Origin of the sequence: sulfur-oxidizing endosymbiont of Gigantopelta aegis, assembly GCF_016097415.1 — a bacterium.
In the GTDB taxonomy this organism is placed as follows: Bacteria; Pseudomonadota; Gammaproteobacteria; order GRL18; family GRL18; genus GRL18.
The window spans coordinates 495,276-510,009 of the sequence record NZ_JAEHGE010000001.1; the positions used below are offsets into that span (position 1 = coordinate 495,276).

General features: G+C 40.0%; 16 protein-coding genes and 1 pseudogene. 4 read left to right on the forward strand and 13 right to left on the reverse strand.

Annotated features, from left to right (window positions below; all coding sequences use genetic code 11):
- Positions 1–21 precede the first annotated feature (21 nt).
- Positions 22–216: a hypothetical protein gene (locus JEU79_RS02495; protein WP_198262822.1), complete on the forward strand. Its 195-nt coding sequence runs from the start codon at positions 22–24 to the stop codon at positions 214–216.
- Between the two features lie 331 nt (positions 217–547).
- Here the strand turns inward: JEU79_RS02495 and JEU79_RS02500 are convergent, their stop codons facing one another.
- The 3 genes from JEU79_RS02500 to JEU79_RS02510 all read right to left on the reverse strand — a co-directional run bounded on the left by JEU79_RS02500 (position 548) and on the right by JEU79_RS02510 (position 2,295).
- Positions 548–1,294 carry a LytR/AlgR family response regulator transcription factor gene (locus tag JEU79_RS02500; protein WP_198262823.1) on the reverse strand — a complete coding sequence of 249 codons (747 nt, stop codon included), beginning with the start codon at positions 1,292–1,294 and terminating at the stop codon, positions 548–550.
- 5 nt (positions 1,295–1,299) lie between these two features.
- Complete coding sequence (locus tag JEU79_RS02505; RefSeq protein ID WP_198262824.1) at positions 1,300–1,605, reverse strand: sensor histidine kinase; 306 nt, start codon at positions 1,603–1,605, stop codon at positions 1,300–1,302.
- 105 nt (positions 1,606–1,710) lie between these two features.
- Positions 1,711–2,295: a sensor histidine kinase gene (locus tag JEU79_RS02510; protein ID WP_214660473.1), complete on the reverse strand. Its 585-nt coding sequence runs from the start codon at positions 2,293–2,295 to the stop codon at positions 1,711–1,713.
- A 230-nt stretch (positions 2,296–2,525) separates the two neighbouring features.
- Between JEU79_RS02510 and argH the strand changes: the two genes are divergently transcribed.
- Entirely contained in the window at positions 2,526–3,965 is a 1,440-nt protein-coding gene (argH, locus tag JEU79_RS02515; protein ID WP_198262826.1) for an argininosuccinate lyase, read from the forward strand.
- A 78-nt stretch (positions 3,966–4,043) separates the two neighbouring features.
- On the opposite strand, the gene JEU79_RS02520 is transcribed toward argH, so the two are convergent.
- The 3 genes from JEU79_RS02520 to JEU79_RS02530 all read right to left on the reverse strand — a co-directional run bounded on the left by JEU79_RS02520 (position 4,044) and on the right by JEU79_RS02530 (position 5,597).
- The gene (locus tag JEU79_RS02520) at positions 4,044–4,976 is read right to left on the reverse strand and encodes an IS1595 family transposase (protein ID WP_198262827.1); all 933 of its coding nucleotides are present in this window, start codon (positions 4,974–4,976) and stop codon (positions 4,044–4,046) included.
- A gap of 95 nt (positions 4,977–5,071) precedes the next feature.
- A complete protein-coding gene (locus JEU79_RS02525) occupies positions 5,072–5,224 on the reverse strand; it encodes a hypothetical protein (RefSeq protein ID WP_198262828.1) in 153 nt (50 codons plus the stop codon).
- The gene (locus JEU79_RS02530; RefSeq protein WP_198262829.1) at positions 5,208–5,597 is read right to left on the reverse strand and encodes a GGDEF domain-containing protein; all 390 of its coding nucleotides are present in this window, start codon (positions 5,595–5,597) and stop codon (positions 5,208–5,210) included. The genes JEU79_RS02525 and JEU79_RS02530 overlap by 17 nt, the downstream gene beginning before the upstream one ends.
- 545 nt (positions 5,598–6,142) lie before the next feature.
- Here JEU79_RS02530 and JEU79_RS02535 point away from each other — a divergent pair.
- The gene (locus tag JEU79_RS02535) at positions 6,143–6,838 is read left to right on the forward strand and encodes a hypothetical protein (RefSeq protein ID WP_198262830.1); all 696 of its coding nucleotides are present in this window, start codon (positions 6,143–6,145) and stop codon (positions 6,836–6,838) included.
- A gap of 31 nt (positions 6,839–6,869) precedes the next feature.
- Here the strand turns inward: JEU79_RS02535 and JEU79_RS02540 are convergent.
- Positions 6,870–7,367, reverse strand: a pseudogene (locus JEU79_RS02540) (IS3 family transposase); the annotation flags it as partial.
- On the opposite strand from JEU79_RS02540, the gene JEU79_RS02545 reads away from it, so the two are divergent.
- On the forward strand, positions 7,317–9,647 hold the full coding sequence (locus tag JEU79_RS02545; RefSeq protein WP_198262831.1) for a class I adenylate cyclase: 2,331 nt from the start codon (positions 7,317–7,319) through the stop codon (positions 9,645–9,647). The pseudogene JEU79_RS02540 and the gene JEU79_RS02545 overlap by 51 nt on opposite strands.
- Positions 9,648–9,824: 177 nt before the next feature.
- Here the strand turns inward: JEU79_RS02545 and JEU79_RS02550 are convergent, their stop codons facing one another.
- The 6 genes from JEU79_RS02550 to JEU79_RS02575 form a co-directional block, all read right to left on the reverse strand.
- A complete protein-coding gene (locus tag JEU79_RS02550; protein ID WP_198262832.1) occupies positions 9,825–10,319 on the reverse strand; it encodes a DUF302 domain-containing protein in 495 nt (164 codons plus the stop codon).
- 14 nt (positions 10,320–10,333) lie between these two features.
- Complete coding sequence (locus tag JEU79_RS02555) at positions 10,334–11,464, reverse strand: c-type cytochrome (RefSeq protein WP_198262833.1); 1,131 nt, start codon at positions 11,462–11,464, stop codon at positions 10,334–10,336.
- 3 nt (positions 11,465–11,467) lie between these two features.
- The gene (cyaY, locus tag JEU79_RS02560) at positions 11,468–11,815 is read right to left on the reverse strand and encodes an iron donor protein CyaY (RefSeq protein ID WP_246539944.1); all 348 of its coding nucleotides are present in this window, start codon (positions 11,813–11,815) and stop codon (positions 11,468–11,470) included.
- Positions 11,816–12,139: 324 nt separating this feature from the next.
- A complete protein-coding gene (soxZ, locus tag JEU79_RS02565) occupies positions 12,140–12,454 on the reverse strand; it encodes a thiosulfate oxidation carrier complex protein SoxZ (protein ID WP_198262834.1) in 315 nt (104 codons plus the stop codon).
- Between the two features lie 78 nt (positions 12,455–12,532).
- The gene (gene soxY / locus JEU79_RS02570; RefSeq protein WP_343074928.1) at positions 12,533–12,997 is read right to left on the reverse strand and encodes a thiosulfate oxidation carrier protein SoxY; all 465 of its coding nucleotides are present in this window, start codon (positions 12,995–12,997) and stop codon (positions 12,533–12,535) included.
- Between the two features lie 192 nt (positions 12,998–13,189).
- Complete coding sequence (locus tag JEU79_RS02575) at positions 13,190–14,692, reverse strand: sensor histidine kinase (RefSeq protein WP_198262835.1); 1,503 nt, start codon at positions 14,690–14,692, stop codon at positions 13,190–13,192.
- Positions 14,693–14,734 lie beyond the last annotated feature (42 nt).

Below are 14,734 nucleotides of genomic sequence, written 5' to 3' on the forward strand. Positions count from 1 at the left end.
CTAAATTAATCAGGATTTATTATGACCTTAGAACGAGCCAGAGAGTTGATTGCCATTCAAGTGGATATGGGTGGCGGTTATAATCGTAATTCGGTGCGGGTATTATTATCCGAAGTGAATCGTGAGCATGGGCAAAGCGGTGTGGATCAAATGATCACTGAGTTTGGCCTGGATGAAAAGTTTGGTTTGCAAGTTGGTCAGAGTATTCAGACTTAATTAGGTTCTGGGTGTTGATTGAGTGTTGTTATTCATGGGCTTATTCAACCTAAAATAATCAGTTGAATCGTAGCGAGAGCGACTTAGGTGCTGAAGGTTAAGGGTTTTATAGGTTATTTTGGCTTTATTCGTAGTCACCCTACGGGTGAAGTCAAAATGTTCTGGAAAATCCTTAAGATTCAGTGCATAAGGCGGTCGCAGTAGGTTCAACTGATTTTTTTTAGGTTCAATGGGTTATTGATGCGGTTCGTGCCTCACCACATCCTACGGGCATTAATGAGTACATGTAGGATGTGGTGAGGTACGAACCGCATCAGCAGTGCTCGAATAATCAAACTGACTTCATTAATTTACGAATATTGGACAGGTGGCGGCGGCTGACTTCTAAGCCTTCTGGTAAATCATTGAGTTTGATTAACATACGTCCATCGGTTTGTTTTTCCAAGGCGGCGATTTTGTCTTTACGAATGAGCGCATTGCGATGAATACGTAAAAAAGTATCGGCAAATTCTTCTTCTAAAGATTTCAATGTATCTTCAATAATGGTTTCTGCAATAACGCCCTCTTTGATATATTTAATGGTGATGTACTTATGATCCGCCAGAAAACAATAAATATCATCAATTGGCACGAGTAAAATCGTACCACGTATCTGCACGCTGATATGCGTCCGATAGGATACTTCTTTATTTTGCTGGCCGAGTTGTTCCAGCTGCACCTTGTTAAGCTTGCTGCAATTTCCCAGGGCTTTTTCCAGCCGTTCTTTGCGTATGGGCTTGAGTAAATAATCAATGGCCTGAGATTCAAAGGCCTGTAACGCATATTCATCATAGGCCGTGGTAAAAACAACCGCCGGTGGTTTGTCCAGTGACATCAGATGTTGTGTGGCTTCCAAGCCACCCATGCCGGGCATACGAATATCCATCAGGACAATATCCGGTTCTTGCTGGTTGACCTGCTCAATGGCTTCAAGGCCATTACTGGCCATGAGCAATTGATAGTCTGAATCAATTTCTGTTAATAGTAGTGACAGGCGTTCCCTTGCCAGCGGTTCATCATCAACAATAAGTATTTTCATAACATTTATAGATCACCTTGGGTTATATAAGGCATTTTCATAATGGCATAAAAAACATCTTCCTTGTCTTCACATATAATCGATGCTTTGCCCTGAAAATGCGCCGTTAGCCGCTCTTTGATATTGGCCAAGGCCATTTTATTGCCTTCTCGATGCACTAGATTTTTACTATTGCTATTTTGCACCGTCAATATCAATTGGTTTTTCTCATATTGACCACTGACAAGAATATGGCCACCATTAATCTCTGGTTCAATACCATGAAAAATAGCATTTTCCAGTAAGGGTTGAAGTATCAATGCAGGCAGCATCGCATCTTCCGGGAAACTGTCAATTTGCCAGTCGATACTTAGGCGCTCACCTAAGCGTTGCTTTTCAATATCAATATAGTGCTGACTGAGCGTCAGTTCTTGTGATCAGGGGATCATCTCATGGTTTTCTTTAAATAACATACGAAAGAGTTCAGCCAAGTCTTCAGTAATGCGTTCCGCAACTTCTGGACGGGTGCGAGTCAAACTGGCGATAGTATTCATGCTATTAAATAAAAAATGCGGACGTATCCTTGCCTGTAATAATTGCAGTTTAGTACAGCTTTCTGTTTCTACTTTAATGCGCCATTGATGTTGCACATAAAAATAACGCAATGCCAGAGCGCCGATGATGGCCCCAATCAATAAATTGTGAACGAGAAATTCCCAATGACTTGCGGATGAAATAATGTCTGTTAGATAATAATGATCCATGATAAGAAAGGTGACTTCACTGATCAAAGTCAGCATGAGTAATATCGCCAGATAACTAGCAACCGCAACAAATTGATTGGAATATTTTTCAAATACCGGCCTTAACAAACATAAGACACTACTACACATCAGCCCATTCCATTGAATAAACAACGATATCAGTGCCAAATCATTCCATAATTGTTGATCGAGCCTTAAGGGTGCAAGGGTCAAAATAAAAGCCAATAGTTCGCCAATGATCACCACAGTAAAAACCATTCTCAAGGAACAGAAATTGGGCAGAAAAAGTGACGATGTTGGGCTTTGATTATTCATATTGATTGACTGATTTGTGTGCTACTGGTGTTTATGATTATTTCACAGCTTAATACACCCTCGCCAAAAAATCTGTGAAAAAGACCATAATATAATGATTTTATGATTATTTTAGTCTTTTTCAGTTTATAATAGCGGATTATTTTTAATGCATATAATGGATCGATAAAGCTATGTCTGACAAGCCCACCACAACTTCAAGCGCCGCCACCCCTGCGGAAAAGAAATCTGTAAAACAGGCAGAAAAGCCCTGGAATGGCCGTTTTACTGAGCCTACAGATGCCTTTGTTGAAGCTTTCACGGCCTCTGTGACCTTTGATCAACGTATGTATCAGCAAGACATTGATGGCTCTATCGCCCATGCCAAGATGCTGGCTCATGTTGGTGTCCTCACTCATGCCGAGCGGGATCAAATTATTGTCGGACTGGGTGACATTCAAAAAACTATCGAAGCCGGTGAGTTCAATTGGTCTATTGCCCTTGAAGATGTACACATGAATATCGAAGCGGCCTTGACTGACTTAATTGGCATCACGGGCAAGAAACTACACACCGGGCGCTCTAGAAATGATCAGGTGGCAACCGATATTCGCCTGTATTTACGTGATGAAGTTGATCATATCCTTATAGCAATAAAACGCTTGCAGATTGCTCTGATTGATTTAGCTGAACAAGAAGCAGACACCATCATGCCCGGCTTTACCCACCTGCAAACTGCCCAGCCCGTTACTTTTGGTCATCACATGCTGGCATGGTTTGAAAACCTTGAACGAGACCGCCAACGTTTTATAGATTGTCGTAAGCGCATTAATATCATGCCGCTGGGCGCAGCAGCACTGGCAGGTACAACCTATCCGATTGACCGTGAATTCACTGCCCGTGAGCTAGGCTTTGATAGTGTGTGTAAAAACTCTCTGGATGCCGTCAGTGATCGAGATTTTGCCATTGAGCTAACGGCGAATGCAGCCTTGTTAATGACCCATTTATCACGTTTTTCTGAAGAGCTGGTCTTGTGGGCTTCGGCACAATTTAATTTTGTTGAACTCAGTGATAGCTTTTGTACCGGCTCATCCATTATGCCGCAAAAGAAAAATCCCGACGTACCGGAATTAGTGCGGGGTAAAACAGGCCGCGTCAATGGCCATCTGATTAGCTTATTGACTCTAATGAAGGGTCAGCCACTCGCCTATAACAAGGATAACCAGGAAGATAAGGAACCCTTATTTGATACGGTTGATACCCTTAAAGGCTCACTGAAAGTCTATGCTGATATGATGCAGCATGTCACAGTGAATAAGGAATCCATGCGTGAAGCCGCTATTCGTGGTTTTTCTACTGCGACTGATTTGGCCGATTATCTGGTCCGCGCCGGTGTGCCATTTAGAGATGCCCATGAAGTCGTGGGTAAGGCAGTGCGTTTGGGTGTTGATACGAAACGTGATCTGGCAGAAATATCACTGGCAGAATTACAGCAGTTTTCGACGGACATTCAGGCCGATGTTTTTGATGTGTTGACGCTAGAGGGTTCGGTTTCAGCGCGCAACCATATTGGCGGTACGGCACCGAAACAGGTGCGAGCAGCCGTTAAACGAGCTCGTGTCCGGATTGCTTAGTAAAGAAAAATGGGATTGAGCTTATTCAACCGCTTCAGATTTCAATTCTTTCACTGCCCGATCCATAAACATACTTGATTACCCATAAAGCTCCGCCATTTTTAGGAGCTTTCCATTCATAGGTGGCGTTTTCATCGCCACGCATAAAAACCTTGGCATCATGTCTTTTAAGTTAAAGCGTCTATTAAACCGATAACAAAATTCAGCAAGATACCGAGGTAAATGTTTTGAGTTAATGGAATGATAGCTTCCCTTCATAGAGTTTTTAATATTACCTATCATAGTGTTAACCCAGATAAACTCAATTTTATCAACACTTGCCGCACCACCACCCGTGACGATTGGAACATGCTTACAGTCAGCTTCTTTAACCGCAGGAAAACAATTAACAGTACTTCCAGGTGTTAAATGAGTTTGTGCCCATCGTTTTATTTCACTGGATTTAAACCCTTTAAGCACATTTAAATTCATTGCAATCGGGTGTCCATCTTCATTAGTAGAAACGGCTGCAACGAACGGTGTTTTATTTTCTGAACCACGACCTCTGGAGCCGCCTCTGTGCTCACCACCCCAGTAGGCATCATCAATTTGAATGATGCCTGATAAAGGTTTACTGTCATCACGTTCTTTCATAACCTGCATGATCTTTTGTTTCATACTCCAGGCTGTATTGTAGCTTACCTTAAGCTGTCTCTTTAATTCTAATGCTGAAACCGCTGTCTTCAATTGAGTCATAAGATGAATCGCTAAAAACCACTTAGATAAAGGCAGTTTGGTACTATCAAATATTGTCCCACAGGTTGCTGATGTCTGATGATGACAATGGTGGCACTGATAAAGATGGCGATGTTCTAGAGTGCAATAAGTCTTATTGCCACACTCTGGGCAAACAAATCCATCAGGAAATTTCCATTTAAATAAGGCTTGTCGGCACTGTTTGTCAGTGCCATAATCATTAAAAAGCTCAAATAAACTATAACCTTCTTGAAACTGAATTTTATTTTTTGACATCATTCTACTCCACACATAATCTATACTTTAATTATAGTATAATTATAGTATAATTATAGTATAATTATCGAAATATGGCGGAGCTTTGTGGGTAATCAAGTAAACATATTAACGTCATCGCCTTTTTGCCACTGGCTTAGGCCATATTGGATGCGATTAGTATCAATATTGGCGTTTTTCAGGCTTTCATTGAGTTTATTAATCAAAATTTCAGCCGATTCATAGACTGTTTCAGGTAATAAAGACAAAATCAAAGTCATCTAAGTGTCCAACGATATCAGCCCAGCGCATTTGATCTTTCAATAATTGGCTGATTACCAGGCGCATTTGCTCACGTTTTTCTTCTGTCATGTTAGACTCTGACTGAAAATCGACCTTCATCAATACCAGTGACAAAGGGTTATCGTAACGACGACTTCTGGATACTTCTGAATTCAAAGTCTGAAACATACTATGATGGTTCAACATGCCCGTCACGGGATCGTGAGACATTTTATGAGAGAGTGTGCTCTCTAATTGCAACAATTGTTTTTCAATCTGAATTTTCTTGCTCACATCGGCATAGTAACAAACGGTTAATTCCTGAGCCTCTTCACCAAACTGCTCACCATTTAGGCTCATTACATCTTGCAGTTCAATCCATTTGTCTAAAATACCGGCAAAAACACCAATACGGGCTTTAGCGCTCAGGATTTGTTGTAAGCAGGGCTCTTTAAGCTCACTAAATCCACGTCCTACAATAGTTTCACGCTCTATACCCAGAAAATCGCAAAAAGACTGATTAAGTTAATAAATACATTGCTGCTCATCAAGCACAATGATAAAAGAAGGGCTGTTTTCCAGCAAATTTAAACATAATGGTGAATTTATAGCTTTGTTTGTCATTATTTACACCTGTTTTATATCCAATCTAGGGGCTTTAATTTACCCTCTAATTATAAGTCACTTTTACCTGTAAGGATTGAAAAGTTTCCTTAAGAGTATAGCACTTAGCTTAAAAAGTGCTTAACATCTTTGCATTTCATTGCGCTAGATCACTATTTCTTCACTTAATTTACACACTCAATTTAGCCATAATGTATCTTTATGCATTCTACTGCTATACTTTATTGAGATTAGCAAATTAAGCTTATACGGTCAGTATTGATACCCACACTTGCGATAATATGGATAAATTTTACTTAGAAAATCATAGTCATAAGAAAATATTACGTAAGTTTTTACAACTTAACAGTCTCAAATTACAGCGCACTAAAAGCTCTCTCAAGCAACGTCAGGGGATTTTTTACAATTATTGCCGCTATTATTCCATATTAATCACCCCTCTTTACCCGGTTTTGTTTCTACCCAATGTCCTGCAGGCATTCCTAAATACAACCCCTCCAAGGACTGTATCCACCGCGCCAAAAAAGATAGCGCTCTCCTTTGATTATAAGCGCCGCGCCTATCGCCAATATGATATTTTGGCTCTGTATTTTATGGGTAGTACCGGCACCATTGCCTATTCCGATAAAAGTGACTTTGATATCTGGGTTTGCCATCGAGAAGACTTGTCAGCCATTGAACTAAAAGAACTGCAACTCAAAACCGAACGTATTAGCCAATGGTGTACTGAGTTTAATCTGGAAGCCAATTTTTTTCTCATTCATACCGAGCAATTTCGTGCCGGAAAAATTGAAAATCTCTCTTCTGAGAGCAGTGGCACATCACAACATCTATTCTTATTAGAGGAATTTTATCGGACTTCAATGCTATTGGAAGGACGCTACCCTATCTGGTGGCTAGTACCCGAATTTGAACAGGTCTACGATGAGTACGTTGAAAATATTATGATCTCAACGACTTTTGAGGACAGTTTCTAAAATTTTTTGGCTGTTTATGATTTTTGTCAACAGCATTGTCCCAGCAATTTCCTTTGCGGCTCATAGACTGAATTATGTTATGATCCGACAATATTTTTCTATGACTATCAGAGGCATATTGGCTACCTCGGTCAGTATGCCAAAGCAATCCATCCATTGGTTTACGCTTCCATATGGCCATCAGTAAAGCATCATTGACTAGCTTGGCTTTCATTCGCTCATCCATCGACCAGCCAACAATTTGCCTAGAGAATAAGTCAATGACAACCGCTAAATATAACCAGCCTTCCTTGGTGGCAATATAGGTAATATCACCCACATAGTAGCGATCAGGTTGAGAGACAGTAAACTCTCTTTCCAGTAAATTTGGAGATATACGCTTATTATGCTTGGAATTAGTCGTCGCTTTAAAGCGTCTCTTCGTTTTACAAAACAAACCGGCTTTTTTCATTAATCGACCAATTCTCCGGCGGCTTATATGAACGCCTTTTTCAGCCAGTTTTCTTTTAAGACGACGGGTTCCATAAGTTATGTAGAGTATTTATTTATTCATAAACGCTTACTCAATGAAGCTGACTTTTTAAACTTCGGTTCAATCAAAAATATTGTTGCCGATGAACTATTTCATAGCGCCACCCTCTGGCATCTCTATAAGGGTATTGATTCACCCTATAAATCCATTTTAAAAATTCTCTTAATGGAATGTTATACCAAAGAATACCCCCGCATTGATTTTCTCTGCCTGCAATTTAAGCAAATAGTCTATAACGAAGACAAGCCGGATATTGATAAGCTTGATCCTTACATTATGATGATGAGCAAAATTAGCCAATATCTTGAAGCAGAGAAGAGCCCGGAACGGCTGGATCTCGCTCGCCAGTGTCTGTATTTAAAAGTCAATGAGTCGCTAACAGAGGCTAACTCCGGCCAAAGCCATGCCTGGCGACAAAATATTATGCAAAATTTGGTCAATGAATGGCATTGGTCTCAAGCCAAATTAGAGTTGTTGGACGGGCGCAGTCACTGGAAGATCGACCAGGTTTGTATTGAGCATAAAAAAATTATTGATTCACTAACGGTCAGCTACCGCAAAGAATCTGATTATTTTCGCTATCATAGTAAGCATGTGCATATCAGTCAGCGTGATTTGCGCATTCTAGGGCGCAAACTCTATGCGGCCTTTGAGAAAAAAGCCGGTAAAATTGAGATCATGATTCATGATAGTGAAATTAATTTACATGAATCTTATGTCTCTATACACCCCATTGGCGAGGCCAATAATGAATTAGGCTGGGCTTTTTATGTGGGTGCTATCAACCAAATTGACAAAAAAACACCCCCACCAAGCAAAAAATCAACTCGCTTACTTAAACTTTTATGCTGGGGATTTTTCAATCATGTCATTTCCAGCCAAAGTAATTTTGTGCTGGATAAAGCACTAGAAGTGCTTAACACCCGTGAAATTAAGCAAATACTAGAAACGCTTGAGCAGATATTTCCTAATGCGGCACCTGGACATGCCAGTATGGAAGCACTCATCAAGCCAACCCAGTTGGATGCCAATATTTTATTTCTCAATATTGGCGTTGATCCTTTTTTAAACCATCATCCCAGTGGCACACAAATTACCACCAAGCAAACCAATGCGCTCAACTATAGCTCTTTGCATGAAAACTTATTGCTCACCATCGATCAAGTACTCATCAATAGTTGGCATGAGGTCATAACCCATCATTTTGATGGTGAAAATGGTTTAATTGAATGCCTCAAACAATATTTAAACTGGAATCACGAAACCGATTTAGCTCGTCAATCTCATGTGCCCAAACGCCCTTCATTGGTTTGCTGTTTTTCCTCTGTGCGTGGTGAGGCAATTTCCCGTTGTATCAGCGAGTTATTCAATAATGTGTTAAACGCATTTCATGGTCCTGAACATGCCTATACAACACGTTATTTGTTTTCCGTTGAAGAAAGTTTTTATCTCATCTGGCAAGATCACTCCGGCCCCAAACACCAAAAAATTCCCGATCAAAAGGAATTGCTGCGTGAGTTATCCTATCCATTGGCTAAATTTCAGTCTTTGCTCATTGATCCCGCCTTTAGTGAGTTTAAAGTATTACGCTTGATTTTTAGTCAAAATAAAGAAAATCATATTCAGTTGTTTTACCAGAATAATCGCAAGACAGCCGATATATACATTATTGATGAACGCGGCAGTCTCTATCATCAGTCCACGCCACTGGAAATCAATAATATCCATATCAATCACTTTGTGTTATTTCTGGATTCGGTGGTCAATCGTCTCAGCTATAGCAACAATTATTTTAATGGCACACTTGATGATGCCACCCTTGATATTGATAGTGCCTTTGATGATCTCCTCATTGATCTGGACAATGAGGGCTCCGAAGTTGATTTACAATTAGAAGTGTTTGAAATCCAAAAAGAGTCACCCAATCAACTCGTGTTGGAAGAACAGTTTTCAAAATTGCAGAGTATGCCGGTGCAATTTTTTAAAATTCAGGTAATTGCAGATTTAAACAAGGATGGTAGTCGGCGTTATGTCATTTATGCCAATGGTAAGGAGTTTAATTCGTTTGAATATGGCCGAGATGTTTATAAGAAAGTGGCGCATGATGTGATTCAGGCAAGACAAAGCAAACAGCGTTATCCCATTTATATTACCGATATCGATTTATCACCTGAACTCAAAGATGCAGAAAGCAGTCATGGCATTCAGGCCACACAATTATTAAAATTTAAGCAGGAAATTGAGCGGCGCTTAAATCAGGCGATTAAGAACCTTTAGTCAATTTCAGATGACATTACTCCAAACGGCGGGACAGATTTGCACTTTAGATGTAGGATGTGGTGAGGTACGAACCACATCAATGGCTTTAAATGTATGGCTTTGATGCGGTTCGTACCTCACCGCATCCTACAATGTAAAGATAAATTGGCTTATTTAATCTGTACCCAACGAGCATTATTCTAGATGACTAATGTTCTCAATAATCGTCTGCATATCCTGTTGCCATTTTTGCAAAATGGCATACAATTCACCATTTTTATCAGGCGCATAATCAGACTCAATAAAATGCGGTGACATGGCCGTTAAAATAGTTTCATCTGCCTCAGCAAAAATAGCAATGGCCAAGGGTAAATAAGGCGTTAATTCAGGGTGTTTTTTGGGCAAGTTTTTTATTTCTTCCGGCTTGCCAAAAAAGACAACGCGATATTTATCAGTTTTAAAACCCATGCCGGTTAAGCCCACATCGACTCGCTGTACGATACTGATGGTATAGCCCGCTTTGCGTATTTCTTCTTGCAAGGCACTCATGGTTTCAGGAAAGGCTTCGGTCGAACGCCCCATAATTAATTGCTCATGATCAGCCTGAGCCAGTGTAGAAACCAGCATCAAGAAAACCATTGAAAGCATTAGAATGCCTACTCGCCATTTTTTAACTACGTTATTTTTCATCTTAGTTTATCACTTTATAAGGTGCTTTCTTCAAGCATGGCTTCATATTTCTCGGACATAAATTCACAGCCCTGCTTGAGTTCATTATTGTTAAACATCGAGCATAAATAATCCGGATTCACTGTCATCACCAACACGGTATCGTCTTTCTTTATGATGGTGTCACGAAAAGGCAGAAACATACCGATACGAGGATCAACGGACAAGGCCTGATTGAGAAAGTTGAAGTTACAAAAATAAATCAGATATTCGTCTTTGTTTTCTTGTTCTTTATCGACAAACCCCTGATCTAGTGTCTGTTCACGAATATAGCGAAAATTATAGCCAATCGCTGCGCGTTTCATGTTTTCGATGGTTTCTTCTAGTGAATAAGAAGATTCGTAGACCAATACTGCCTGACCCTTCTCTTTATTTTTCTGCGCTATGCTTTTTTCTGACTTAGCCAGAGAACGTAGATAAGTGACCACATTGTCAACATCGACTTCTTTTAAGCCCATTGATTGAGCAGAGACCATAGGTGTTGATTCACGCCCAGTCATGATAATGCGCTTTAACATTTGATCCGACGCTGCTGATAAAAAAGCAGGATTGCCAATAGCCGGGGCAATAATTGCCGCATCACGAGGACGAGAGAATGTTACGCCAGTCCCCTTGCCACCCACACCTTTTTCACGATGACAATTGATGCAAATGCTTTCATAAACCTTTTGCCCTTTAGCGATATCACCCTGAATGTGGGCCAGTGAATATTCGGGCACTGCAATCTCAGGTTTCCAGCTACGAATATATTGAATAATATTGCGTATTTCAGTCTCACTCAGGCCGGTAAAGGCAGGCATAATACGACCAGGTCTACCCTTTTGAATCGTACGGTGTAAGTAGCGATTTGAACTGGTGCTTAAGAAGTCACGAAAATTAAGGGGCACGCCAACACCACCATCACCTTCACTGCCATGACAGACCGAACATTTTTTCTGAAACAAGGCATCACCTGCCGCAAGCGAAGCTTTTGTTTCCTTGGCTAAGGCACTGCTGTCTTGTGCTTCGTGAGACTGCGCTGGCATTGCTACAAACAATAAACTGGAGAGTAGTAGAGCTGAAAGCGCCTTAAAGCCTGAAATTTTGAGATGTGTGCTATAGAACATGGCTTATTCCAAATCAAGAACTATGTTGCTGCCCGATTGTTCACTCAGGCAGCGGTTGAGGGTATCAATAAAACTTTCACCACTGCGATCATCCTGCCAGGCATTGCCCTTATCCGTTGCCACATAGTCAAAATGATAGCCTCCAGATTTGGCCGCTAGCCACAATTGCAGAGCAGCCGTTTGGCGATTGATGATGAGTTGTGATTTATTTTCCATGATGATGGTCAGAATACCATCTGATGACTCATAATCGATATCACTGTCTAAGTCTTCCAATGCATCTTCTATCTGAATGATAATATCTTCTACAAATTCTTTGAATTCTGATTCGGTCATGGTTATTTTTGTCATTGTTACTCTTACACTCTTTTTACTATGGACTAGCTAGTTAAGGCTATAGAAGGTGGAAGCTAAGAGCAACTTCGCAAGTACCTCTATAAATAATAATTGAGTATAGACTATCTATTTTCAAGTATCGTAAATAGCTATCTATCTATATTTACTTATAACGCTATATTAACTTATAACGCTATATTAACTTATAACACTATACTAACATAAAGAAAAGCGCTATAGGCATAAAAAAAGCGCAACGAATTAAATCCGTTACGCTTTTTTCTTCAGCATTTTTTGAGACTAGCTCAAAATAGCTGACTGGCTCTTTACTCTAGCTATTTACTTAACTTTGGTTTCCAAAGTATCAGACTTGCCAGAATTGTCTTTCCAGGATAGTTTAACGCTATCACCAGAAGCACCTGCGAATTTGAATGACAGGTATGGGTTTTTAGAAATTGCTACACCCCATTCTGCATTCATGATTGGCGCACCATTGTGCTCACAATCAACGTTTTCAATGAAAAGAGCAGGAATTACTTTGCCTGTCTTTTTATTTTTACGTAAACCAGTTTCCATCTTATGACTGATCAGTGCTTTCACTGTTACTACGCCATTTTTTGCTTTAGCGCGTATTTTTATTGTACTCTTTGCCATTTTTATTCACCTGTTCGTGTTTTTTGCACTTAATAACTGTTTTCTTAATAGCTACGAAAATTAGTCGCTACTAAAAAATTAACCGCCACAACCACCGATGGTGACTTTGACTTCTTTTCTGGCGCTATAGAATTTACCAGCAGATTCACAAATTGCGATGATGTTAGATGTTTTACCCATTTTGATACGAGTAGAAACAAATGCTTCTGCTTTGCCTTTCAGGTTAAATTTGGCAACCAGAGGTGTACCATTCTTTTCTGAAAGTAAAGTAATTGAAGTCACACCACTCAAAGTAGAGCTGATAGTAACAGGCACAACGGCACCGTTTTCAGCGATGTCAGGTGCTTTAATATTGATTTTATCACTTGCAGTTGTCAATTCAGTACCAATTGAGCCTTTCATAGCGCCTGATACGTCTTTTGCTTCAAAAGCTTTTTTATTCCATGCTAGAACCTGAACAGGTACTAACAAACCACTTGCAGCGGCTAAAGCAACGGCACCAGTGGCCATTGTATTTTTCAGGAAATGTCTACGTTGCATCATATCTTCCTTAGTTTCTTGGTTATTGATTCATTTTTTTAACACATGTGTCCCTATACTAGCACTATTTGTGCCAAAATAATTTTTCTGTTAGTTTTCATTGTGATAGCTTTTTTTTGTCTTTTCTAGCCATTTATTTAAAGCAGTTTGCAAGTTGCAGTTTGCAAGTTGCAGTTTGCAAATTGCAATTTATATTCATTTCTGCAATTCAGCTTGGACAATTGGGAAAACAGCAATAAATAGTGCACCTCTAGCCGATTGATTGAGTTTAGCATCTTCGACCCAGATATCACCCTTGTGCAATTGCATTATCTGCCGACAGATAGCCAGGCCTAAACCTGTTCCTCCCGCTCCGGTGCGGGTACGACTGGACTGACTGAATTTATCAAAAATTAAATGCTTATCGACATCAGGCACACCGGGTCCCTGATCTTCAATTTCCAAACGAATACTACCGCTATTATTATATATACGGATATAGACTTTCGACTTATCCGCTGAAAATTTTATCGCATTGCCTAATAAATTGCGGATAAGCTGTTGGATTTTGTCCTCATCACCTTCCACAAAGATATGTTTGCCTGAGGTATCTAATAAAATTTCAATCTGTTTTTCTTCAATCAGGCTACTCAGTTCTTCAACCACACTTTGGGCAATATCGTATAATTGATAAGGGTGAAAAAATATGCCTTCTTTGTGATACTCCATACGAGACAAATCTAAGAGATTATTCACCAAACTCAATTGAACCTCACCGGAATAATTTATTTTTTCAAAATAGCTCTTGATCTTGTCATCACTCACCTGTCCCAGTCGAGTCAATCCAAAGTGACTAAAACTGAGAATAGAGTGCAGCGGGGTTCGCAATTCATGTGACATATTGGCCAGAAATTCACTTTTGGCTTTATCCGCCAGCTCGGCTTTCTCTTTGGCCGCAATCAGATCTGTGGTTTTTTCATCGACTAATTCTTGTAAATGATCACGATGTTGTTTCACTTCTTCTTGTTGCTGTTCAATGGTTTCCAAGGCACGACTGAGTTCATCGCTACGACTTTCTAATTGAATCTGGCGTATCAGCCCACATTGATTATCTGAGGCAATACGCATTGCCTGACTGATCACAAAAACCATCATCAGCAATACCATAAAAAATACCAGCATCGCATCCTGATTGCCGTTCATGCTCAATAAAATCAATGCCAATACAACCGGGAGCCATTTACACAGAATAAACACGGCCACACCACCTCGATAGGATGACAATGAGCCAATAGCGCCTCCGGTGGTTGCAATCACTAAAGATAAAGCGAGGTAACTGAAATTTTGTAATTGATCAAACCAGATCATCATGGCATTGATCAGTCCCCAGAGAAAACCGGATGCCAGGCTAAAAGCATAATAAGAGTATAAATATTGACGATAATTGTGTTGTTCGGCATGAATCAGTTTTGGCAGGACAATAAACCGTCCGATGGTGGTGAGCAGAATAAAGAGCTCAATATACCAATAGTTTTGAAAAAAATACCAGCCATTTTCTGTTGCTAAGGTGATGCTGAGCAATAATAAGACATAGGCCAACGGAGACAAACCAGCACGCACACCAAAATAATTGGCTATGCGTAATTCAGCAGTAGCATATTGTTCAGCAGTTAAATTACTGCACTGGGACGTTACTATAGAAAAAAGCTTAAACTTCAAAGTGAATGATTACTCAATTATTTATTCTTGTTTTAACGGTTC

Bases quoted from the DNA above. Each gene is read 5' to 3' on its own strand.
- JEU79_RS02530 (WP_198262829.1), bottom strand. From the start codon at position 5,597: ATGAGCCTAAATGGTGAGCAGTTTGGTGAAGAGGCTCAGGAATTAACC.
- JEU79_RS02500 (WP_198262823.1), bottom strand. From the start codon at position 1,294: ATGAAAATACTTATTGTTGATGATGAACCGCTGGCAAGGGAACGCCTG.
- argH (WP_198262826.1), top strand. From the start codon at position 2,526: ATGTCTGACAAGCCCACCACAACTTCAAGCGCCGCCACCCCTGCGGAA.
- JEU79_RS02535 (WP_198262830.1), top strand. From the start codon at position 6,143: ATGGATAAATTTTACTTAGAAAATCATAGTCATAAGAAAATATTACGT.
- JEU79_RS02510 (WP_214660473.1), bottom strand. From the start codon at position 2,295: ATGGTTTTTACTGTGGTGATCATTGGCGAACTATTGGCTTTTATTTTG.
- JEU79_RS02495 (WP_198262822.1), top strand. From the start codon at position 22: ATGACCTTAGAACGAGCCAGAGAGTTGATTGCCATTCAAGTGGATATG.
- JEU79_RS02520 (WP_198262827.1), bottom strand. From the start codon at position 4,976: ATGTCAAAAAATAAAATTCAGTTTCAAGAAGGTTATAGTTTATTTGAG.
- soxY (WP_343074928.1), bottom strand. From the start codon at position 12,997: ATGATGCAACGTAGACATTTCCTGAAAAATACAATGGCCACTGGTGCC.
- JEU79_RS02550 (WP_198262832.1), bottom strand. From the start codon at position 10,319: ATGAAAAATAACGTAGTTAAAAAATGGCGAGTAGGCATTCTAATGCTT.
- cyaY (WP_246539944.1), bottom strand. From the start codon at position 11,815: ATGACAAAAATAACCATGACCGAATCAGAATTCAAAGAATTTGTAGAA.
- soxZ (WP_198262834.1), bottom strand. From the start codon at position 12,454: ATGGCAAAGAGTACAATAAAAATACGCGCTAAAGCAAAAAATGGCGTA.
- JEU79_RS02505 (WP_198262824.1), bottom strand. From the start codon at position 1,605: ATGCTGCCTGCATTGATACTTCAACCCTTACTGGAAAATGCTATTTTT.
- JEU79_RS02555 (WP_198262833.1), bottom strand. From the start codon at position 11,464: ATGTTCTATAGCACACATCTCAAAATTTCAGGCTTTAAGGCGCTTTCA.
- JEU79_RS02545 (WP_198262831.1), top strand. From the start codon at position 7,317: ATGAACGCCTTTTTCAGCCAGTTTTCTTTTAAGACGACGGGTTCCATA.